The 22869-nt window shown below is 59.0% G+C and carries 16 protein-coding genes; 3 read left to right on the top strand and 13 right to left on the bottom strand.

Going from position 1 to position 22869, the window contains the following annotated elements; all coding sequences use genetic code 11:
• Positions 1-260 precede the first annotated feature (260 nt).
• The 9 genes from NQ559_RS07275 to NQ559_RS07235 form a co-directional block, all read right to left on the bottom strand.
• A complete protein-coding gene (locus NQ559_RS07275) occupies positions 261-1472 on the bottom strand; it encodes a site-specific integrase (RefSeq protein WP_022332554.1) in 1212 nt (403 codons plus the stop codon).
• A 458-nt stretch (positions 1473-1930) separates the two neighbouring features.
• The gene (locus NQ559_RS07270; protein WP_022332553.1) at positions 1931-3217 is read right to left on the bottom strand and encodes a YeiH family protein; all 1287 of its coding nucleotides are present in this window, start codon (positions 3215-3217) and stop codon (positions 1931-1933) included.
• Between the two features lie 18 nt (positions 3218-3235).
• The gene (locus tag NQ559_RS07265; RefSeq protein ID WP_018695463.1) at positions 3236-4285 is read right to left on the bottom strand and encodes a porin; all 1050 of its coding nucleotides are present in this window, start codon (positions 4283-4285) and stop codon (positions 3236-3238) included.
• Positions 4286-4682: 397 nt separating this feature from the next.
• On the bottom strand, positions 4683-5363 hold the full coding sequence (locus NQ559_RS07260) for an ABC transporter ATP-binding protein (RefSeq protein ID WP_018695464.1): 681 nt from the start codon (positions 5361-5363) through the stop codon (positions 4683-4685).
• A gap of 41 nt (positions 5364-5404) precedes the next feature.
• Positions 5405-7840, bottom strand: coding sequence for an ABC transporter permease (locus NQ559_RS07255; RefSeq protein ID WP_018695465.1), 2436 nt, complete (start codon positions 7838-7840; stop codon positions 5405-5407).
• Between the two features lie 6 nt (positions 7841-7846).
• Entirely contained in the window at positions 7847-10204 is a 2358-nt protein-coding gene (locus NQ559_RS07250; protein WP_018695466.1) for an ABC transporter permease, read from the bottom strand.
• 12 nt (positions 10205-10216) lie between these two features.
• Positions 10217-12583, bottom strand: coding sequence for an ABC transporter permease (locus NQ559_RS07245; protein ID WP_018695467.1), 2367 nt, complete (start codon positions 12581-12583; stop codon positions 10217-10219).
• A gap of 42 nt (positions 12584-12625) precedes the next feature.
• Positions 12626-13888: an efflux RND transporter periplasmic adaptor subunit gene (locus tag NQ559_RS07240; RefSeq protein WP_018695468.1), complete on the bottom strand. Its 1263-nt coding sequence runs from the start codon at positions 13886-13888 to the stop codon at positions 12626-12628.
• An 18-nt stretch (positions 13889-13906) separates the two neighbouring features.
• Positions 13907-15385 (bottom strand): TolC family protein, encoded by a 1479-nt coding sequence (locus NQ559_RS07235; RefSeq protein ID WP_154654011.1) that lies wholly within the window; start codon positions 15383-15385, stop codon positions 13907-13909.
• A 206-nt stretch (positions 15386-15591) separates the two neighbouring features.
• Here NQ559_RS07235 and NQ559_RS07230 point away from each other — a divergent pair, with 206 nt between their 5' ends.
• Positions 15592-16950 (top strand): sigma-54-dependent transcriptional regulator, encoded by a 1359-nt coding sequence (locus NQ559_RS07230; RefSeq protein WP_026318294.1) that lies wholly within the window; start codon positions 15592-15594, stop codon positions 16948-16950.
• Entirely contained in the window at positions 16947-18251 is a 1305-nt protein-coding gene (locus NQ559_RS07225) for a sensor histidine kinase (protein ID WP_018695471.1), read from the top strand. The genes NQ559_RS07230 and NQ559_RS07225 overlap by 4 nt, the downstream gene beginning before the upstream one ends.
• Before the next feature lie 125 nt (positions 18252-18376).
• On the opposite strand, the gene NQ559_RS07220 is transcribed toward NQ559_RS07225, so the two are convergent.
• From NQ559_RS07220 to prmA, 3 genes are read right to left on the bottom strand one after another with little or no spacing between them, the layout of a single operon-like run.
• Positions 18377-18787 carry a hypothetical protein gene (locus NQ559_RS07220; protein WP_227412471.1) on the bottom strand — a complete coding sequence of 137 codons (411 nt, stop codon included), beginning with the start codon at positions 18785-18787 and terminating at the stop codon, positions 18377-18379.
• A 48-nt stretch (positions 18788-18835) separates the two neighbouring features.
• The gene (gene recO, locus NQ559_RS07215) at positions 18836-19564 is read right to left on the bottom strand and encodes a DNA repair protein RecO (RefSeq protein WP_018695473.1); all 729 of its coding nucleotides are present in this window, start codon (positions 19562-19564) and stop codon (positions 18836-18838) included.
• The gene (gene prmA, locus NQ559_RS07210; RefSeq protein WP_018695474.1) at positions 19565-20392 is read right to left on the bottom strand and encodes a 50S ribosomal protein L11 methyltransferase; all 828 of its coding nucleotides are present in this window, start codon (positions 20390-20392) and stop codon (positions 19565-19567) included.
• Between the two features lie 70 nt (positions 20393-20462).
• Between prmA and xerD the strand changes: the two genes are divergently transcribed.
• The gene (gene xerD / locus NQ559_RS07205; protein WP_018695475.1) at positions 20463-21359 is read left to right on the top strand and encodes a site-specific tyrosine recombinase XerD; all 897 of its coding nucleotides are present in this window, start codon (positions 20463-20465) and stop codon (positions 21357-21359) included.
• A 163-nt stretch (positions 21360-21522) separates the two neighbouring features.
• Here xerD and NQ559_RS07200 read toward each other — a convergent pair whose 3' ends face one another.
• Complete coding sequence (locus tag NQ559_RS07200; protein WP_026318295.1) at positions 21523-22869, bottom strand: Ig-like domain-containing protein; 1347 nt, start codon at positions 22867-22869, stop codon at positions 21523-21525.

Raw genomic sequence — 22869 nt, 5'->3', positions numbered from 1 at the left:
CCAAATTTTTTAAATCATATTTTTGTTCCCGGCACCGCTTGTCAATGCAAAAACAAGTTGATTATCAAAAACTTACCATCTTTGACCCGATTGTCTGCACGAATTGTTCGCCAAGTGGATGAATTCAGTGCTCTTTTAATCCGACTTTGGGTATTTGCAGACAATAATCGAACAAGGTCGGTAAAAATAACTTTTATTATATGTTATATAATTGATTATCAGATAGTAATCAAGACAGACCTATCTCTTATATAGAGACCTTACACGTATAAGGATGCTATCAGGCTCCGGTTCGCCTGGTCGATGACGGAGTTTTCGAGCGAAGCCAGGTAAATCTGCGTGGTTTTTTCCGAAGCATGTCCCATTCCCGCACTGATGACCGACAACGGAATGTTATGGTTCCGGGCAGCAGTCGCCCACGTATGCCGCGAGGTATAGGAGGAGAGCGGGACTTCGAGCCCCAGCAAACCGGACAGCTTTTTCAACCGACGATTATAATAGTCAAGGGCCGTACGGTATTGGGAAAACGCCCTGACCGGATCGTCCGAACTGAGCAGCGGAAAAACATAGCCGGATATGCGCCCTGCACCGGCATAGCGCCCGATAAGCTTCGCGATGCAGGGCTCGATACGGATAACGAGGCGCTGCCCGGTCTTGCGGCGAACATAACGGATCGTATCCCCGACGATATCCTGATTCCTCAGGAAGGCAATGTCCACGAATGCCATCCCGCGCGTACAATAACTGAAAATAAAAATATCCCGGGCCAATGCCAGGGACGGGGAATGTGTCAGATCCAGCTGCCGGAGCCGCACGACGACATCCTCGCCGACAGCACGCTTGCAGGTCTGGTCGACACCGGTGTACACATGCCGGAAAGGATCGGCCTGTGGCACGACATCCTCCTTCACGGCCCTATTATAGACCGCACGCAATATCCGCATATAAAACGAGACGGTATTGCGGACAACGCCCCGGCGCCGGAGCCAGTCGTCATACTGCCCCACAAGCCGTTCATCGACGAGCGAAAAGGGAATGTCCCGTCCGCCCAGGAAATCGGAGAAACTCCCGAGTGTCCGCCGGTAGTTGCGCGCCGTCCCCAACTTCCCGTTCGCCTCGAGCCTTGCGGCCTGCGTTTCGACATAGGCGAGCACGGTGCTCCGCCGGGACTTGCGAAACCGATCGACAACATCCCTGAGCGAGTACCCCTCCTGCCGGAATTCGAAATCCCGGATGATCGTATGCAACAGACACAAATCACGGTCGATCCGCTGCTGCACGGACAGCAACGCATGGGCTTCGCCCGAAAGGGGCGTGATGACACACCCGCGCCTTGCATCCCACTGCCGGGGCTGGAGACGCATGGAGGTAGTTACCTGCTGTGATTTGCGCCGATGGCAAAGCTGGTAATATATTACTCCCGCTTTCCCACCGACCGTCGATTCCCTGAGCTTGACTTTTACTGTTGCCATACATTTTAGTTGTTTATGGTTAGAATTGGAATTTTCCACGCCGCCGGAGGTGCACGGATGCATGTCCCGGCGGGATCATGGCAGCAAAACTAACCATCGGACAATTTAAAAAGGCTGAAAAATATGTTATTCGGCCATAACGGCATTGCGTCCAAGGTATTCCGGACAAGAAAATCCCTCGCAGCACAAGGCACTGGCGGACGGGACTCGACAGACGTGTAGGCCGCAAACCGGACAGGCAGGACAGAGCAGGCCACAGACAAACGGAGCCGGCAGGACACGGCGGACAGGACAGCGAACGCACGGAAAGGACGGACGGATCGACGGGGCAGGGTTGGCAGACGGCAGACGACAGACGACAGACGACAGACGACAGACGAGCATTACAGCCCGGCCGGAAGCATGAAAAGCCCCCGGGACAGAAGTTCCGGGGGCTATGGAAAGGCATCTGCCGGGGATTATCCCAGCATCGGTTTCAGTACGCCGAACAGCACGAGCGCGATGAGGAGCGTAACGACGATATTGAAAGTCTGGGCGGCGAGGAACGCCCACAGGAGATTGCGGTTCTCCCGGGAAACGATATCCTTGAGGCGCGTATCGAGCCCCACGCAGACGAAGGCCAGCGAGAAGAATACCGTCGAGAACATTTTGGCGACACCCGGCTCGGCAAGTTTACCCTTGGCATCGGCCGTAAAGAGGCCGTTTCCCTGCAATAGGCTGAACACCAGCGATGCGGCAACGAATCCGATGATGAATTTGGGGAATTTCTCCCACACGATCCCCAGTGACGGGGCCTGCCCGGTCTTATCGCCGCGGCGTGTCGAGAGGTAAAGCGCGATGAAGAACGCCACCACACCGATCAGTACGTTCTGCGCAGCCTTGATGATGACGGCATGCTGGTTGGCCACCTCGCCCACGATCATGCTCGATGCGGCGACACCCGACGTAGTGTCGATCGTACCGCCGATCCACGCCCCGGCAACCTCCTGCACGACATGCGGATCGTCGAAAATATGCGGCAGGATCACATGCGCCAGCCACGGCATCAGATAGATCATCGGCACGACGACGATCAGTACCAACGAAACGATGTACGAAAGTTTCCGGTCGTCGCCGCCCGCCACGCGGGCCGCCGTGATACAGGCCGACACGCCGCAGATCGACACGCCGCTCGAAAGGATCATCGCCGAGCGTTCGTCGACCTTCATGCGGCGCGAAAGCCGGAAGGCGAAGAACCACACGACGGCGACCACCAGGCAGGCCTGCACGAGGCCGAAGACACCCGATTTCATCACATCGCTGAAGAGGATCGTGGCACCGAGGCACACGACGCCGATCTTGATGTAGAATTCACCCTGGATCGCGGGTTTCAGCCACGCGGGAACATGCCACACGTTGCGGATCAGTAACCCGAAGAGCACCGAAAAGAATACCGATTCGAAGCCGTAATACGACACGGAGGGGATCTTGGCGACGATCTGCGCCAGCAACGAGACGGCGAAGACGACCACGAGCGACGCAAGCAGCCCCCTGAGCGGTCGCCGCAGCATCAGGCACCCGGCATAGAGCACCACCAGCACGATGGCGAAGAGACAGGCGATATTGCTCCACGCAGCGCCGCCCAGCAGCGTCGCGGGGACTTTGGGCAGCGCGGAAGGTGCGACCGCGGCCAGCACCAGCAGGGGAATGCTCACCCAGACCACCACCCAGTCCTCGACCCGGAATTGTTCCATCCACTTTTTCATCTTTATCATTTTTTCAGGTTAAAATATGCCGGAGAGCATCAGTGCCACCACATTGCGACCGGCGACACCCCGCGCGGCGAAATCTTCGTAGGTATAATCCAGCTGGCAGCGCAGGTATTTCACAGGTTGCCACGTAAGCCCGGCCGTATAATTGGTCTGGCGGCTCGAACCGCGGGAGCAGTCTTCGAGAAAGGTATCGTACCGCACCGTCGGCAACAATGTCCGAGCCACGCGCCAGCCGGCCACGGCATACCACCCCTCGCTGTCGAGGCCGCCCGTCGTGCCGCAGATGTATTCGCCGCGCAGGACGAGGCGCCCGTAATCGTAGCAGGCACCGGCACCGTAACGGATGCGCTTCAGGTAATCCTCGCCGTACTCGCCCCAGTAGTACGATCCCGCGAACTGCAATCCGGCGACGGGCTTGACCGTAAGGCGCGCCACGATGTCCTTGCTTTTGTTCTTATCCTTGACGTTCAGCCCCTCGCCGTTGAAAACGCCGAAGTTGTAGTTCAGGATACTGTACCCGTCGCGCTTGAAAAATCCTCCGAACAGCTGCGCGCCCATGTCGCGGCCAGTGGCCGAAAGCCCGCAGAGGTCGTTGAAACCCATCAGTTTGCGCAACGAAAGGGGGTATTCGATGAACTCATATCTGAGCGGCACATAGTCGGTATTCTCGATCGAAAAAGGCAGCTTGTATTCGCCCAGCTGGACGTTGAGCTCATCGAACGGTTTGTAACACAGGTAGGCGTCGACGATTTTCGGCGAAGCGAATTCGATCTGGACACGGTAATCCAGTTTCGGAGCGATGGCGCCCGCCAGGTTCAGACGTACGCGTTTGATAAAAAAGGTCGACGAATTGTCGCTCCATTCGTAACCGGTCTGGACATATCCCGAAATTTTCGGCAGGGCGGCCAGCACTTTGTCCCAGGTGGACGTTTTGGCTTTGAGCGCCGCGATTTCCGCCGAAAGTTCCTCAACCGAAGCTGTCGCGGATTGTGTGTCGGGTTGCTGTGCACGAGCGGCTCCAATTACGCCGAGCAGCAGCAATACGGGCAAAATCATTCTCATAAACAAGGTCGTTTGGGTTCACAAAAGTCGTGATTCCGGCGCAAAAGGTCAATACGCGAAAATACCTAAAATGACCCGAAACGGCTCCGGGCGGCATCCGGGGGCGTATAATTACCGGCAATTATGTACTTCGACGTTCCGGAAGCCTATCTCCCGAATCTTTGCACCCTGCCGCTGTCACCCGCAACCCGTGGCTGCATCGACATGCCCGCCCTTCCCCGGAGCCCCTCCCCGGAAAGGTATTCGGGCCGCACAGTCCGGCACCGCCGCGTGCCGCCCGTACCCCGGAAACACAACAGGCTCCGCACGGGACACGAACAGGGACGGCACAAAAGAGGCCGGAATACTCCGGCCTCCCCGCTTATGGAATGAACTTTTTATCGGTCAGGGACAGAAATTACAGTTTGTTGGCGAGATCCTTGACCAGCTCGCCGTCGAACAGGTGCAGCACCCGGTGCGCGTAAGTCGAATCGTGCTGCGAGTGGGTCACCATGATGACGGTCGTACCCTCGCGGTTCAGCTCCGAAAGCAGTTCCATCACCTCGCGGCCGTTCTTCGAGTCGAGGTTACCCGTGGGCTCGTCGGCCAGGATCAGCTTGGGGTTCGACACCACGGCACGGGCGATGGCCACACGTTGCTGCTGTCCGCCCGAGAGTTGCTGGGGGAAGTGTTCGGCGCGGTGCGAAATATTCATGCGGCTCAGGATCTCGTTGACACGACGCTTGCGCTCAGACGCCTTGACGCGCATGTAGATCAACGGCAGCTCGACGTTCTCGAAGACATTCAGTTCGTCGATCAGGTTGAACGACTGGAAGACAAACCCGATATTCCCCTTGCGGAATTTCGTGCGGTCTTTCTCCTTGAACCCGGCGACCTCGTGGTCGAGCAGCGTATAGCTGCCCGAGGTGGGATTGTCCAGAAGCCCCAGGATATTGAGCAGCGTGGACTTGCCGCAGCCCGAGGGACCCATGACGGCGACGAATTCACCCTCCTTCACTTCGAACGTCACGCCGTTCAGTGCGATGGTCTCGATCTCTTCGGTACGGAAAACCTTCTTGAGGTTCTCAACTTTCAGCATTGACATAACAAACAGGTTTTTATTGTTGATATTGATTTGATTTATTCGGATTTCACGGATTCGGCCGGGTTTTCGTTAACGGCACGCCACGAGCGGACGGTGACGGTGAGAGCCGTGACGGCCAGCACCCCCGCCAGTGCCAGGGCAAAGACCCACCAGTACAGCGGCACGGCATAGGCGAAGCCTGCGAGCCAGTGCCTGACGGCCCAGATGCTTACCGGGACGGCCAGCACGAAACACACGGCGACCAGCATGACGTAGCGGCGGTTGAACATGGCGAGGATTTCGCCCCGCGAAGCCCCCATTACCCGGCGCACGGCGATTTCGCGGCGGCGGTGCTGCGTCTCGAACAGCACCAGCCCGAAGACGCCCATCAGGGCGATCACGACGGCCAACAGCGCGAACAGCCCGACGATGGCCGTCAGTTTGCGTTCGTTGTCGTACTCGAGGCCCAGCTCCTCGTCGAAAACACGGACGACGATATCGCCCGGCTCCGTGCGGGGATCGACCTCCGCGATACAGCGGCGGATATGGGCGGTAACAGCCGCAATATCGGCTCCGGGCGTCATCCGCACATAGACCACATGAGGCAGGTGCCAGTAATTTTCCTGCTGGATTTTCTTCGGAAGAAGATAGAAACAGAAGGGCGATACACCGTATTGCAGGGGCTTGAAGTTGAAATCGGCACAGAAACCTACAATTTGCTCGTCGGGCGACACGAAACCGTTGATACGGTCGCCGACCTGCATTTCAAATTCCCGCCGCGCCGCTTCGTTGAAAATCATCGTTCCGAGTTCCTTGTCGAAGTCGCTCTCCAGGAAATCGCGTCCGTCGGTAATCGGGATACCCATCACGCGCAAGAAATCAGGTTGTACGACATAACTCTGGAAAGCGACCTGACGGCCCTTGAACTCCCGGCCCCAGCCCATACGCCCGACCGACACCAAACGGCTCGTAGCTCCCGTAACATCCTTTACCTGAGGGTCGGATAGAAGTTTCTGCCGAAGGGCGTCATAACTTGCCGCCCCACGTTCGGAAAGCCGCACGGCGAGGAGGTTTTCCTTGTCGAAACCCATGTCATAGTGCATCATGTAGTCGTGTTGCAGGCGAATGAAACTGGTCGCGATGATCAGCCCGATGGAGATGAAGAACTGCACGCCCAGCAGCAGCGTACGCAGCCGGCGGCCGCTGCGGGTTCCGCCGAAGGATCCCTTGACGACCAGCGCCGGGGCGAACGACGTGATATACCACGCCGGGTAGAGGCTGGCGGCGAGCGCCATGACGAAAGCTACAACGGCTACCAGCCCCACGACTTCCAAATTCTGCGACAGCGCCAGCGATGCGGAAATGTAGCTGGCGAATTCGGTGCCCTGCAAGGCAAAGGAAACGTACCAGGCCGCCAGCAAAGCGATCAGGACGAGCCCGAACGCCTCGAAAACGAAATTGAAGCGCAGCGACGAGGCGGGAGCGCCGAAGACCTTGAACGTATTGACGGTACGGATGCGCACCGGCACCAGCGCGAAGAAGAAGTTGACGAAGTTGATGAAAGCCAGCACGATAACCAACACGGCAATACCCAGCAGGGTATAGGTCGTGACGACAGACCCCTGCCGGCAGGGCGCCTGTGAATCCGACTCGAAATAGAGTTCCGATACCGGAGAAAGGCGCACGCCGTAGATACCCGATTCGTCGTCGTCATCTGCGGCGTCCCCGGCCGCCGCACGTTTCTCGGCCGCCTCGCGCTGCATCTCCTGGTTCACGTTCGTCCACTGGCGCGCAAACTCGTCGGGATCGGCACCGGGCCTGAATTTGACGAAATAATTGAAACTCCACTCCGAAGTGGTATAAAGGTTCGTTTCGCCCAGATTTTTCACCACCTCGCACTCTCCCAGCAACGAATTGTCCGGAAAGTCTTCGAAAACCGCCACGACTTCCATCGCCCCGTCGGGCTGGGGTTCGTCGGTGTCGACCCATATGAGGCTGCCCACGCCGACCCGCATCCGTTCGGCCGCCTCGCGGGAAACGATGACGCTCTTCGGTTTTCCGAGGTCATGCACATCGCCCTCGACCGAACGGAAAGCGAAAACATCGAGGAAAGGCAGCGATACCGAACCGCAGGAAGCAGAAAACTTATTATACCCGAACGAAGGCTCGTTGCTCGTCCAACAGGTTCCGGAGCCGAAACCACCCCACATGCAGCCCCCGACTTCGACCCCCGCCGTCGAAGCGATGACACGCTCGGGCACCGGCCGGTTAAGCCACGACGACCATTTCCCGGGCTCGTACCAGTCCTCGTTCTCCACGAGATAAATACGGTCGGCTTCGTGCAGCGAGCGGTTGTAACCCAGCTCCCACCAGACCTGCGTCATGATGACGTAGAACGCGGTAAATGCCAGCGTCAGGCCTATGACGTTCAGCAGCGACGAAATTTTGTAGCGCCGCAGCGTAGTCAGAAAATTACGAAATGCGATCTTCATAACACACTATTCGGTTTTAATCATGTTAATCGGGTTGGCATTGGCGATGCGCCACGTGCGGACGAGCTGCACGGTGCAGACGATCAACAGCACCACTGCCCCGCACAGGGCGAAGAGCCACCAGCGGAGCGCCACACGCTCGACGAAGTTGCTGACCAGCAGGTCTGCACCCCAGCGGCTTACGGCGGCCCCGACGACCACGGACGGAACGGCGATCCACAGCACGTCGCGCGCCAACAGGCGCAGCACGTCAGCCGTCGAAGCCCCGTTGACCTTGCGCAGGGCGATCTCCTTGCTGCGGCGGCGCATTTCGTCGCCCAGATAGCCCACGAGCCCCATCAGGGCGATAAGCAGGGTGATGCCGCTCACGGTAAAGACGATATTGCGGAAACTGCGTATCTCGAAAAGGATGGGGCCCAGTTTGTTGTCGTAAACTTCGAGCGTATGATTGTTGCCCGAAGGGTATTCTCCGATCTTGCGCTGCACGGCCTCCAGCGACTCGGGCGACATCCCGCGCAGGCGGATCATCATGGAATAGTCCAGCATATAATCGTCCGTGGCACCGAACTTCTGGAAATAGCTGAACGGATGGAACACGATCGGTTCGACCTCTCCCGTAGCCACGACCGTCCTGAAATCCTTTACGACGCCCACGATCGTATAAAGAGGAGCCCCGGGCGAGGAGTCGTCGGTAATCTGATGCCCCAATGCCTGTTCGGGCGTCCATCCGCGCATACGGACGTAGGTTTCGTTTACGATCGCCTCCAGGGGGTTGCTCGAAGGCGTAAAGTTCCGGCCGCCGACAAGGTGCATCCGCATCGCAGGTATAAAGCCCTCGTTGCAAAGCAGCCAGCGGCAGGAGAAAAGCAATTCCTTGGAGTTTTCGTCAATGCAGGGCATTCCCGAATATCCCCAAAGCGGCACCTCGAGCGAAGCTCCGGCAGCGTCGACTTCGGGTAGCGAAGCAACGGCGTCGCAGACCGAAGAAATGTTGCCCAAAGGCGTTTTGACATATGTATATACGATACGGTCATGTTCGAACCCGAAATCGCCGTTGCGGAGTTTATCGAACTGCAACACGGCCAATAACAGGAGCGTAAGCGTAAACGTACAACTGACGATCTCGGCCACCAGCAGCGTCTGTTTCCACCGGCGGCGGTTGTCGCTGACCCCGCGGAATGCCAATGTCACGGGAACCGAAGTGAAAATACGCGACGGGATAAGCGCGGCAAGGGCAAAGGCGGCAAGGATGACGAGCAACGGCACCCAAATGCGCTTCAGGGCGAAAAGTTCGGACATCGGCGTCCCGGTAATCTCCAGCACCTGATCCTGCAGGGCCCACAACAGGAATCCGGCCACGATGACCGAAGCGAAGGTCAGTATGGCGGTCTCGGAACAGAAAATGCGGAAGATGTCCGAAGACCGGGCACCCCCGACCTTGAGCATGGAGATGGTCTTCGAGCGGCTTACCAACGTCGAAATCGAAATCAGCACATAGTTCATCGACGCAACGAAAAGCGTAAGGGCCGCAAGTGCCATCAACACCCATGCGATCAGCCCGGCGGAAGTATTTATGCGCGAAGACTCCGTGATCGGGAAAAACCGGTAGCTGCGGTTCCAGGCTTTCATATCCTCGGTGAATCCGTGGCGGTCGAAAAATGCGGGAAGCTGCGCTTCGACCTCGGCGACGGACGCCCCTTTGTGGAGTTTGACATAACTCGGGAACGAATCGCCGCCCCGCCACGACGTATTGAGGTCGCGCTTCACCATTTCGAACGAACAGAGCATATTGAAACCGCCGAGGTGCTGGTTGGGATTCGGGTCGCGGAAAAGCCCCATGACCGTCAGCGAATCGGTGCCGTTCAGCAATACCAACTGCCCCACGGGATCCTTACGACCGAAGATCGTGCGGGAAAAAGACTCCGCAAGCATCACCTGGTCGGCATGGAGCAGGATCTCTTTGGGGTTGCCGTTCATCGGTTCGAATCCCAGCACGTCGAAAAACATCGTATCGGCGTATATATACTTTGCCTGGAAAGCATTATCACCGCGCACGATGTCGGATGTGCGCGGCCCGAACAGGCGTGTGGCGGCTTCGACCTGCGGAACCTCTTCGGCCAGCGCCGGGGCGATGGGGGCATTGAGCTGCGGACTGTACCCGCTGTGCTGCGGATCGGCATAATGAGCCCACAGTTGGAATATCCGCTCCCGGTCGGGGAAACAACGGTCGGAGGTGAGGTTGTAATTGGCATACGAAAAGACCAGCAGACCGACGGCCAGCCCCAGCGAAAGCGACACCACGCGGGCAAGGGTGCCGCCGCGCAGTTTACGCAGGTAACGTAATGCGAATAGGAAATTCTTCATTCGGGTCTGTCTTTAGTTTTTAATCGAGTCGATCGGGTTGGAATCGGCCGCACGGCTGCTCTGCCAGAAGACGGCAACGAATGCCACCACGGCGGCAAAAGCCCCCGAGGCCAGGAAAATGAGGGGAGAGAGCGAAATCCGGACGCTGTAATCCTGCAGCCAGCGTTCGAGCAGGTACCACGCCACGGGCACGGCGATGACGAACGCCGCGCCGACCAGCCGCATGAAGTTGCCCACCAGGCGCGTGAGCACCTCACCGCGCGTCGAGCCGAAGACCTTGCGGACGGCGACCTCCTGCTCCTTCTGCTGGATGTAGTAAGTCGACATGGCCACCAGACCGAGCGCCGAGATCAGGATCGCCACGAGCGTGAAGATACCGACGATGTGCAGGATGCGCCGCTGATCGGCATAGTCGGCTTCGATTTCCTGCTCGATATACTCCGCCCCGGTAAAAACCGCACCGTCGGAAATACGTTCGAAGACCGATTTGACCGTATTGTAGGCCACGGTCTTGTCCCCGCGGATTTTGACCAGGATATTCCACGGGTACATATCCGCAATGTCGTCCGTCTGCCACAGCATCGCCGATTGGGGCTTGTCGAGCGCCGACCCGATCTGGAAATCGCGGTAGATACCTGCGATTTGGTAGGGATAAGAGTAATCCATGCCTACCTTGAATTCTTCGGCGTCCTCCGCAATACCCAGTTCCCGCAGGGCGTGCTGGTTGATGAAGACCATATTGTCGTCGTTCATACGGGCGAGGTGGTTGTCGCGCAGCCGCTCCAGCCCCAGTATCCGGAAATAGGTCGAATCGCCGATGAATATCTGGAATCCGATCATCCGGTCGGGGCCATACTGCATCGTATTGTTGTTGCCCCGGTCGTGGGGCGTACCGCAGCCCAGGGCGACGGCCTCGACACACGGCTCGCGTAACAGCTCCTCGCGGAACTGCGCAATCTGTTTTTTCCCGAGGAAAATTTCGGTCGAGATATCGAGTATGTCGGCCGTATTGTACCCCATCGGCGCCGAAATCAGGTGGCGGATCTGCAGGCCGATGGTCAGCGAGGTGGCGATCAGGACAATGGTGATGACGTTCTGGATCGTGATAAGCACCTTGCTGTAAAACATCTTGGTGCGGTGGCGGAACGATCCCCGGACGATGTCCACGGGTTTGTAGCGCGACACCATCATCGCCGGGATAAAGCCCGCAACGACGCCCAGCACCACGATAAACGCGGCATAGCAAGCCACGACGGCAGGCGTCATATCCTGCCAGACACCGATTTTCGACCCCAGCAGCCGCGAAGCGCCGGGCTCCACCGCGGCTGCCAGGAAAAGCGCGATGACGAACGCCACGACACACAGGAATGTCGATTCGAGGATCAGTTTGAGGATGATTTCGCCGCGCGAGGCGCCCAGCAGCCGGCGGGCGGCCATCTCCTTGGCGCGAAACCCGGTCTGGGCAACCGTCAGGTTGATATAATTCATCACGGCGAAGAGCAGGATGACGGCGCCCACACCGAAAAGGATCATCACGAAGGGCCAACTGCCGTAGTTGAACCCCCCATCATTATTCTGGGATAAAAAATAGACATCGCGCAAAGGCGTAAGGGTCACATGCTGATAGACATTGCCCTTGTAGATCCAGTATATCTCTTTGAAATAATCAAGCATATCGGGTATCTTGGCCGTCAGGTCGGCACCGGGACGCGCCAGGATGAAAGTCGTCACGGCACCGGAATTACTCATACGCTCGTCATTGGCCGAATTGATATCGCAGAGGCGCTCGGCCCGCATGATGATGTCCATATTGGGAATCACCGAGCGGTCGATATCCCGCACCACGCCGCTCACAACGTACGACTTCTCCTCGTCGGGGAAGCGGATCACCTGCCCCATCGGGTTGAACGTGCCGAAAACCTTGCGGGCGAACGACTCGGAAAGCACCACGTTGTCGCGCGAGGCGAGGGCTTGCTCCCGGTCGCCCTCCAGCAGTTCGAAATCGAATATCCGGAAAAAAGTCGTATCGGCGAAGAGGATCGTCGCCGAATATTTCCCCTGTCCGGCCTCGACGGGCTGCATGGCATCGGTGGACTGTCCCGACACTGCGACGGCGCAGGTCGATTCGATCTCGGGATAACGGTCGCGCAGGTATTTCTGCAGGTAATAACCGCTCGTAATGCACTCCTCGTTGCCGATGACATAAATGCGGTCGGCCTTGGCGTGGTAGTCGTCGCACGTAAGTTGCCGAAGGGTGTAGTCGGCGATCAGGATCACGAACATCAGCGAGACGGACAACCCGAAGATATTGATGGCCGCATAGAGCTTGTTGCGCCCCAGGAAGTTGAAAAACGAGCGGAAATTGAGTTGACGGAACATATTATTCGGTTTTGACGGGTGCGGAGAAATTTCAGCGGAAAATTATTTATTGAGGATCAGCACGTCGTTCGAGCCGTAATTCTCATAGCCCGAAACGATGACCCGCTCGCCCGGCTCCAGCCCGTCGAGCACCTCGTAATACTGCGGGTTCTGGCGGCCGATGCGGATGGGGCGTTTGTAAGCCTTGTCGCCCTCGGGCGCAAGGACATAAATCCATGCGCCGCCCGTGGTCTGGTAGAACGACCCGCGGGGGATGATGACCGCCTCGGTAGGCTGCCCCAGTTCGAGATGCAGGTAGTAGGTCTGGCCGCTGCGTATGTTCTCGGGATGGTCGCCCAGGAAGGTGAAGTCGGCTCGGAACTGGCCGCTGCGCACCTCGGGATAGACTTTGCGCAGGCGCACCTTGTAGTCGGTGCCCTGACGGTCGAAGGTGGCTTCGAGACCGGCACGCACACGGTCGATGTAGCTCTCGTCGATCTGTGCCTCGACCTTGTAGTCCGACAAGTCGTTGATCTGCCCGATCTTCTGCCCCGTGGAGACCGACTGCCCGAGCACGATGTCCAGTAGGCCGACTTCGCCGTCGATCGGCGACTTGACGTTGAGGTTGCCGATGCGCTCGCGGATGAGCTGCATGTTGCGCTTCATGTTGTCGAGGTTCTCCTCCATCTGCTCGATCTGCACCGAACGGTAGAGCGAATCCTGCACCTGCCGCTCGATGTTCAGCTCGCGTTTCTTTTCGGCCAGTTCGTAGTCCTCCTTCGACTGCAACCACTCCTCGCGGGCGATCAGGGCGTTCCTGTAAAGCTCCTCGTTCTGCTGCCAGGCCCGCTTCTTGCGCGACACGTCGAGATCCAGCTGCGCCTTGTCCTGCCGCAGCGAGAGTTTCTCCTGCTCCATCGAGATCAGCGTATTGCGCAGGATGTTCTGCTTTTCGGCCAGCTCGGCCTCGCTGTTCAGGATTTCGAGCGTGAGCGACGTGTTGCTCAGCACGACCAGCACGTCGCCCTTTTTGACGGAGGTACCCTCCTCGACCACAAGCCGCTCGACGATGCCCGCTTCGAGGGGACTGAGCTGCACGGTGGTGATGGGCTGCACCTGCCCGGTGACGCGGATGTAGTCGTTGAATTCACCGCTCACGACCTGCCCGACGGAAATCGTACGGGCATCGACGCGCAGCGTCGAGGAGTTGTCGCGCAACAGGAGCCACAACACGAAGACCAGGAACAGCGCCCCGGCCAGATAGGGGATGCCTTTTTTGGTAAACAGGGCGCGGATGCCCTTTTTCTTTTCGATACGGATGTCCATGTTATTTTCTGTTTTTCGTTAGCGGATCAGGGGCGCACCGTTGTAATACTCGACCAGGCGCGTTTTGATAATGTATTGCAACCGGGCACGCAACCGTTCGGAGCGGGCCTGCAACAGGTTGTTGGCGGCGGTCTGAAGGTCGAGCGCCGAAACCATGCCCCGGTCGTACTTGCCGGCGACGGCGTTGTAGGCCAGCTCGGAGGCCGCGCTTTTTTTGCTGGCCTGCACGAACTCCTTGCCGTAGCCGAGCATCTGCTGGTAGTTCTGGGCGATTTCGCTTTGCAGGGCACGCAACGTCTGATCGCGCTGCTGCTCGGCGATCCGCCAGTTGTTGCGGGCGCGGTTCGTCCTCGTGCGGCGCGAAAGCCCCCCGAAAATGGGGATGTTGAGCTGGGCGGAAAAATAGTAACCGCGGTTATCACGGAACTGGTTCTTAAACGGCTCGTACAACGAATGGTCGTCGAGGCTCATGAAGAAATTGGTCGAGTATCCGCCGCCGACATAGACCGACGGGAAAAAGCCGCCCCGGGCGACCGAATACTGGAGTTTCGACTGCCGCACGTTATAACCGGCGCTGCGGGCCTTGGGATTGTTGTCGAGGGCATAGGCGACCACATCGGAGAAGGGCGCCGTGCCGGCCGGGGTTTCGATGGCGAGATCCGTCTCGATCCCCAGGGGGCGGTCGGGCGGATAATTCATCGTTTCGGCAAGCGTGATCCTGGCCAGTTCGAGGTTGTTTTCCTGCTGCGTCAGCAGGTAGTCGTCCGAAGCGCACTGTGCCTCCTGCTCGGCCACGTCGGCGGCGCTCTTGAGCCCCAGTTCGAGCAGCTTGCGGCTCTTGGCGAGGTTGCCGGTGCTGGTTTCCAGCTGTTCGCGGGCGAGGCGCACGCTTTCGGTGTAATATACGACGTCGAAATAGGCTTGCATGGTATTGAGCGCCACTTCGTCCTTGACCCGCTGCAACTCCTCGACACCCATCAGGCGCATCACCTTCGCGGCACGGATGGTATTGATCCCCGTAAAGCCGGCGAAAACGGGCATTTGCCCCGAAACGCCGTAGTTGTTGGAAAGGTTCGAAACGTCGGTATAGGTATTGGTCTCGGGGTCGACCGAGCGGCCGAAACTGGTCGTGGCGCTGACCGAGCCGCTGACCGAGGGCACGAGCGCCGCCACGGATTCGATATAGTCCTGGCGGTAGTTGCGGTTGGTGTAATCCTGCTGCCGTACTACGGGACTGTGTTCGACGGCATAGGCCATGCACTCGTCGAGGGTCATACGCACGACGGGCTCGGCCGCATTCGGGGCGGGGTCGGACAGGGAATCCACGGCGGGATCCGCGACGATGACGGTTTGCGTTGCCGCAGTATCTGCGGCCGAAGCCCCCACGGGAGCAACGGGCGCAGCATCCGGCTGCACAGAGGCGGCGGGCAGGGATATCTGCGTCCCAGCGAGTGTCCAAAAAATTGACAGAATGAGGAGTAATAACAGTCGTTTCATCCTTGATTAGCGGGTATTGTTCGTTCGGGACATTTCGGAGCCAACCCCGTGCCAAAGAAACTAAATAACTGTATTACAAAATATTATATCACACATACAACGGACAAAGTGTAAAAAAATTTTACACCCTTGTAAATTTTGTGGACACGAAGGGACGATTTCACGATTTTAACGCTAATTTTACCGCAAAACAATCCGGAATGACCATGGCAAAAGAGGGAACGTTACTGATCGTGGACGACAACCGCAGCATCCTGGCGGCGTTGCGCCTGCTGCTGGAAAAATATTTCGCACGGGTGCTGACCCTCCCCACCCCCAACCGGCTGGCGACGACCCTGCGCGAGGAACAGATCGACGTGATACTGCTCGACATGAATTTCACGGCGGGCATCAACACCGGCAACGAAGGCATCTACTGGCTGAGCGAGATCCACGCCCGCAGGCCGGATATCAAAGTCGTGCTCTTCACGGCGTACGCCGATATCGACCTGGCCGTGAGGGCAATGCGCGACGGTGCGGTGGACTTCGTCGTCAAACCGTGGGACAACGACCGGCTGGTGGCTTCGCTGCGCAACGCCTACAACCTGGCGCGGTCGGCTCGCGAGGTGAAGCAGCTCAAGGAGATCAAGCGCGAGCTGGCCTCGGAGCAGCCGATGTTCTGGGGCGAAAGCCCCGCCATGGCGCGCATCCGCGAAATCGTGGAGAAGGTTGCGGCCACGGACGCCAACATCCTGATCACGGGGGAGAACGGCACCGGCAAGGAGATGCTGGCACGCGAGATACACAACCGCTCGGCGCGCAGCGGCGAACTGATGGTTTCGGTAGATATGGGAGCCGTACCCGAAACGCTCTTCGAGAGCGAACTGTTCGGCCATGTCAAGGGAGCCTTCACCGACGCCCGGGCCGACCGCGCCGGGAAATTCGAGGTCGCCGACCACGGCACGCTTTTCCTCGACGAGATCGGCAACCTGCCGCCCCACCTGCAATCGAAACTGCTGACGGCCATCCAGGGCGGGCGTATCTTCCGCGTGGGCAGCAACACGCCCGTAGCGGTGGACATCCGTCTCATCTGCGCCACGAACCGCGACCTGTTCGGGATGGTAGCGCGGGGGGGGGAGTTTCGCGAAGACCTGCTCTACCGCATCAACACGATCCACATAGACCTGCCGCCCCTGCGGCAGCGCCGCGAAGACATCCTGCCGCTGGCGGAAATGTTCCTGAAACGCTACGCCACGAAGTACAACAAACCGATCGAGGGTTTCGACCAGGCGGCGGTGCGCGAAATGGACGAATACCCCTGGGCGGGTAACATCCGCGAGTTGCAGCATACCGTCGAAAAAGCCGTCATCATGAGCGACGGAAGGCGGATCACCCCCGCCACACTGCTGCTGCGGCCGGCTCCGGCCGCAGTGCAGGCCCCGGCATTCTCGACGCTCGAAGAGATGGAGCGCGGCATGATCGGGCAGGCGATGGCGCGTTACGCAGGCAACCTGACCGAGGTGGCGCGGCAGCTGGGCATCACACGCCAGACACTCTACAACAAAATCAAACGTTACGGGTTATGAAACGCGAAGGAATAGCCTACGGCCCCGTAATCGGGTACACGGCGTTGCTCATCGCCGCTTCGGGAGCACTCGGATGGGTGGTAACGGGGTCATGGTACCCGCTGGCGATCCTGCTCGTCCCGGTGATCGGGATCGCGGCATACCGCCTCATAGGGCTTTACAGCGATTCGATACGCCGTGTAACCTTCATGTTCAACGCCATCGACAACGACGACTTCACGTTCCGCTTCCATGAAGACCCGTCGAAAGTGGACAACGGCATGCTCAACGCCGCCCTGAACCGTATCAAGGAGATCCTGGTGCGCGCCAAGGTACGCGCCGAAGAGCGGGAACGCTACTACCAGCTGATCATGGAGTACGCACGCACAGGGCTTATCACCATCAACGACGCGGGGAGCGTCTACCAGGCAAACGGCGAGGCGCTGCGCATCTTCGGGCTGCCGCGCTTGACCCACATCCAGCAACTGGAACTGCCCGCTCCCGAAGCATACCGGGTACTGACGACGATCCGCCCGGGCGAAAAGCACCATGTGTCGTGCGTGACCGAAACGGGCGAAATGGGCCTGTCGCTGGGATGTTCGCAGATCGTACTCGAAAAACGCCGGCTGCGCGTGGTGGTCGTGAGCGACATCAACAGCGAGCTGAGCGAGATGCAGATCGAATCGTGGAGCAAGCTGACGCGCATCCTGACGCATGAAATTATGAACTCGCTCGCGCCGATCACCTCCCTGAGCGACACGCTGCTGCATATCGACCGGACGATGAATGCCGATGTGGCGCACGGGCTGGATACGATCTCGGCCACGAGCCGGCGGCTGATGGCCTTCGTTGAGAATTTCCGCAGGTTCACGAAGATCCCGGCGCCCCAGAAAGCACCCTTCGAGGTGCGGGAACTGCTGGAGCACGCCATGACACTGATCGCTACGGAGGGCATCCGCATCCGGCTCGACGTCGAGCCGGCGGACACGATGATCTATGCCGACCAGATGCTGGTCGGACAAGTGGTGGTGAACCTGCTCAAGAACGCCCGCGAAGCGGTAGGGACACGGCGGGACGCCTGCATCGAAATCACGTCGCGCATAGACCCGCAGGAAAACGTGGTCATCGAAATAAGCAACAACGGCGGGGCGATCCCCGCCGAAGTAACCGAAAATATCTTTACACCTTTCTTCACGACCAAACCCGACGGATCGGGCATCGGCCTGAGCGTCTCGCGCCGCATCATGCAGCTGCACAACGGCTCGCTGCGCCTGACGGCCAACACGGACAACCGGGTGACCTTCACGCTCCTGTTCGGATAGACGCGCGTAATGCGCCGTATTCCGTCCCGGCGAACTTCCGGGTCACGGGATCCAGCGGGGGACAGCCCCCGCCAAAACAATGCCCGGCCGGGAACGGCACTCCACAGGAACGGGACAGCAATACCCTACCGCGGCAGTGGCACCGAGATCGTCCGCGCATCGAGGAACGCATCGGGGAAGGAACCGTTGTTCCAGGCCTGGCCGTTCGAGATGGTGAAATGCCGTCCCAGCCGCAATGTATTGTTGTCGATCACAGTGACGCGTGAGGGCAGGTTCTCCTTATGGATCACCACCACCGAAGTCATCGTAACCGAGGGTTTGACCTTCATCCGGCCCTCGGCACGGTAATCGGGTTTCCAGGGCGACAAATGCGCCAGCGAGTCGGGAAGCTCGAACTTATTACGAAGCGAATCGGGAAGCTCATACTTCCCCGAACGGGGCGAATCGGGCTTTTTCAGCCCGAACTTATTGGGTTCCTGCGCCGAAATCGCAAGGGCCGCAAGCAGGGCGGCCGCCAGAATAAACATCCTTTTCATAACTATCCCTCCTATCTTTTATTTGGTCTCTCCAAAATTACAATTCCCTCAGAACACTTCCCGCAGAATCCGCACCGACTGCACCGCGCTGATGGCGTCGAGATGGTAGCCGAAATAGACCAGCACGGCATTGAGGAACTCGACGCGCTGCGTACGGTTGAGACCGATTTCGGCCAGGCAACGTACGTCGCACTCCATCATATCGCGCAGGATACGTGTGCATTCCTGTGTCATAAAACTAACGTGCTGCGGCCGCGTTTTGGTATAAAGTCCCTCACGGATATCGAACCAATCGTCGGCCGAGTAGTCGTTGCCCGGGCAAAAACCCAGGAAACGGCTCAGGTTGGCCAAGAACCAGAGGTGGAAATTGGCCACCCCCTCGTCCATCGAATCGAGCGCCCCGACGCTGTTCCATACAAAATCGAAAAGCGCCTGGTTGGGTTCGTCGTATTCCCTGACGAGGCGGTACAAAACCTCTGCCATGAAGAGCGCCATGGTCGATTTGCGCACGTCGAACGGCAGGCTTTGCAGTACGAAGCCGCCCTGCACCTCCTTGAAACGGTGCATCTGCTGACGCGACGATTCGAGCCCTTCGAACTCGACCGGGAACATCGGCTGGAAAAGTGCCAGCTTCGAGCCCCGCCCGTTGCGGCTGCGGACGCCCTGTACCATGTAGCTGCGGCGCCCCCCGGTGTCGGTCAGCAGATAGACGACCATCGACGAGTCGCCGTATTTGAGCGTATGGAGAACGACTCCGCGCCCTTTGTACGTCTTCACCTACCCTTTGCGCACGTGAACCATCATCCACCCGTCCCTGGCAGCGGTCGCCACCGGGCGCAGGCCCAGTTCCCCGGCACAGGCGACAATCGCCGGGACGTCCTGTTCCAGGAAGCCGCTCATCACCAGGTCGCCGCCCGGCTCCAGCGCTGCGGCATAGGCCGGCATATCGGCCGTGAGGATATTGCGGTTGATATTGGCCAGGATAAAGCCGTAATGCCGTCCGGCGATGCGGCGCACGTCGCCCAGCATCGGTTCGATGCGGTCGGCGACGCCGTTCGAAGCGATGTTCTCGCGGCAGTTGGCGTCGGCCCAGTCGTCGATGTCGACCGCATCGACATGGACAGCACCGCATTTGGCGGCGACGATCGACAGCACACCCGTACCGCTGCCCATATCGAGCCCGCGACGGCCTGCGACGCCCAGGTCGAGTACGGCACGCGACACGAGCCAGGTGGTCGCGTGGTGCCCCGTGCCGAACGACATCTTGGGCATGACGACCACCTCCATCACCCCTGCGGGGGCAGGCTCATGGAAAGGCGCACGGATCAACAGGCGCCCCTCAACGTCGACGGGCGGGAAATTGCTCTCCCAGACGGCGTTCCAGTTCTGCGTTTCGATAGCGATATAACGTCCCTGCACGCCGTAACGCGCCAGCAAGGCATCGACCTCGCCCTTGCAGTCGGCCAGCTGCTCCTGCGGGATATAGGCCTTGAGCGTCCCCGCATCGGCCTCGAAGCTCTCGAAGGGATAGTCGGCCAGCTCGGCGGTCAGGATCTCGGCCTGCATGGCGTCCGAAAAGGCAATATTCAAGGATATATAGTTCATATTATGTAAAATTTACGTATCTTCGCCCGTACAAAGTTAACGATAATCTCGGAAATAAGGCAGGAAAAGGATGGCAGAAAACACGAAAAAGTGGGAAGAGACGGGACGTCGTTACCGGACTTATATCAAACTCGAAAAACGCCTCTCGGAAAATACCGTCGAATCGTATATGCGCGACCTGCGCCAATTCGCCCATTTCATCCTGCGCCAATACGACGTGGCGCCCCGCAAGGTCGAGCGGACGATGATCGAACGCTACATGGGCTGGCTTTTCGAGCGCGGCCGCGAAAAGACCTCGCAGGCCCGCTGCCTGTGCGGCATCCGCAGCTTCTTCAATTTCCTGCTCATAAGCGACCAGATCGAAGCGTCGCCCGCCGAATTCGTCGACACGCCGAAATTCGGGCGGCACCTGCCCGACATCCTCACCACCGCAGAGATCGACCGCATCATCGCCACCGTGGACATGCGTACGACCAAGGGTATACGCGACAGCGCCATGCTCGAAGTGCTCTATTCGTGCGGGCTACGCGTCTCGGAGCTCACCTCGCTGCGGCTCTCCGACCTCTTTTTCGGGGAGGGCTACATCCGTGTCATCGGCAAGGGCGACAAGCAGCGGCTGGTGCCGATCAGCACCGTCGCACGCGACAAGATACAGCGCTATCTCGAAGAGCGCCGCAGCGCACGTTCGGGCGAAGAGGTCGTATTCCTCAACAACCGGGGCGGGCAACTTACGCGCGTGATGGTCTTCACGATCCTGAAGCAGGCCGCCCAACGCGCCGGCATCGACAAACACATCAGCCCGCATACGTTCCGGCACTCGTTTGCCACGCACCTGCTCGAAGGGGGCGCCAGCATCCGGCAGGTACAGGAGATGCTCGGGCATGAAAGCATCCTCACCACCGAGATCTATACGCACCTCGACAGCGACCACCTGCGCCATACGCTCGAAGAGCACCTCGGGATATAGGGGAACCGGGACTCCCGGAAATGGGAAACGGGCGGGAAACGCCGGGCATCCGTCCGTCCGGGCTGTGCGGGCTGTGCGGGCGAAACGGGCGAGCGGCCTAACAACATAGAACAGCGAAGCCGGGGAACGCTCCCCGGCTTCGGCATTTCATGGTATCGGGTCGTTATTCGGCCTGTACGCAATCGTAGACCAGGATATTGGCCCGGCGGTTGCTCGAAGAGCCGTCGCGGCAGGCGACACCCAGATAGAGTTTCCCGTCGCGGACTTTCAGGCTCTCGCCCTCGGCATACCCCGTCGTGGTAAGCCCTGCAGCGGCGAGCCCTGCGGCATCGGCGACGGCCGCCACCTCGGTACGCGGCACGACGATCTTGCCGCTGTAATTGAATACCGTGACATAGGCTTTCGACGCGAAGGAATCCGCACCCGTTTCGACGGCGTTCCCCTCGTAAAAATAAACGTAGTTACCGGCGACCTCGTGCCCCTGGTGGGAATAGGAGTAAACGTCGTTCTCCTTGTCCGACCCGGCCGGCACCGAGAAACTGCCCAAAACACGGCAGTCGTTCAGGTCTCGGGCCCGAATCTCACGGGTTACGGGGTCGCTGCCGGCCGAACCGACCGTCACCGTCGCCGTCATCGTCTTGAGCGGCAGAGCCAGCGCCTCGTCGAGGTCGAAAATCCAAAAATAACGCACCCCGGACTTGCGCGAACCGACCAGCAGCCGGCGGGCCGGGAAGTCGATGGCGACCTGCTGGTCGTACTGCCCGTCCTTGTTGAGGAAGAATGTTTCGCCTGCATAGCCGGCTTCGGAGAGTGCACCCGGCACGAATTCCACACGCGACACAGACCAGTTGTCGCCGTATTCACCGCTGCTGTCGACCGAAGCGTTGCTGTTGAGCCAGATATAGGTCTTGCCGTCGGAAGCCTCCTCGGCGACGATCTGCGTGCCGTGGCCGAAATACTTGAGGGTCATATATTCGGCCCGGGCATCCTGCCCCGGCCCGGCAGCCCGGCAGACGATGACCGAAGTCCCGTCGGAACTGATCTGCGAATAGTAGATTTCGCCGCCGTCGGTCAGATCGAAGCCCTGCATGATACGGCGCGGGGCATACAGCACCACATTCTTACTATAAACGATATCGTCGGACAAAGGTGCCCCGAGCGCCGCCGAAGGGTCGAGCGGCGGCTCCTGCAACGTAGCTACGGTACAACGCGCCGAATAGCTGCGGTAACGGGCCGTGATAACCGCCGTGCCGAAGGCGCGGAGCGTCACCAGCCCGGCCTGATCGACCGTAGCGACACTCTCGTCCGAGGAAGTCCATCTGATCGTCGCCCCGGCATCGGCAGGACGGGTCGTGGCGACCAGCCTGAAACTTTCCCCGACGGTTAGTTCCAGGTCTTTTTCATTGAGTTTGAGCGACGTGATCTGCACCGGCTTGTCATTCGAAGAGCATCCGGCGCCCGTTGCGACCGAAACGACGGCGAGCAACAGCAAAGTGAGGTATTTTTTCAT

This window comes from Alistipes onderdonkii (genome assembly GCF_025145285.1).
Taxonomy (GTDB): Bacteria; Bacteroidota; Bacteroidia; order Bacteroidales; family Rikenellaceae; genus Alistipes; species Alistipes onderdonkii.
Note: the sequence above shows the minus strand (reverse complement) of the source record. Positions and strands in the feature narration are given on the sequence as shown.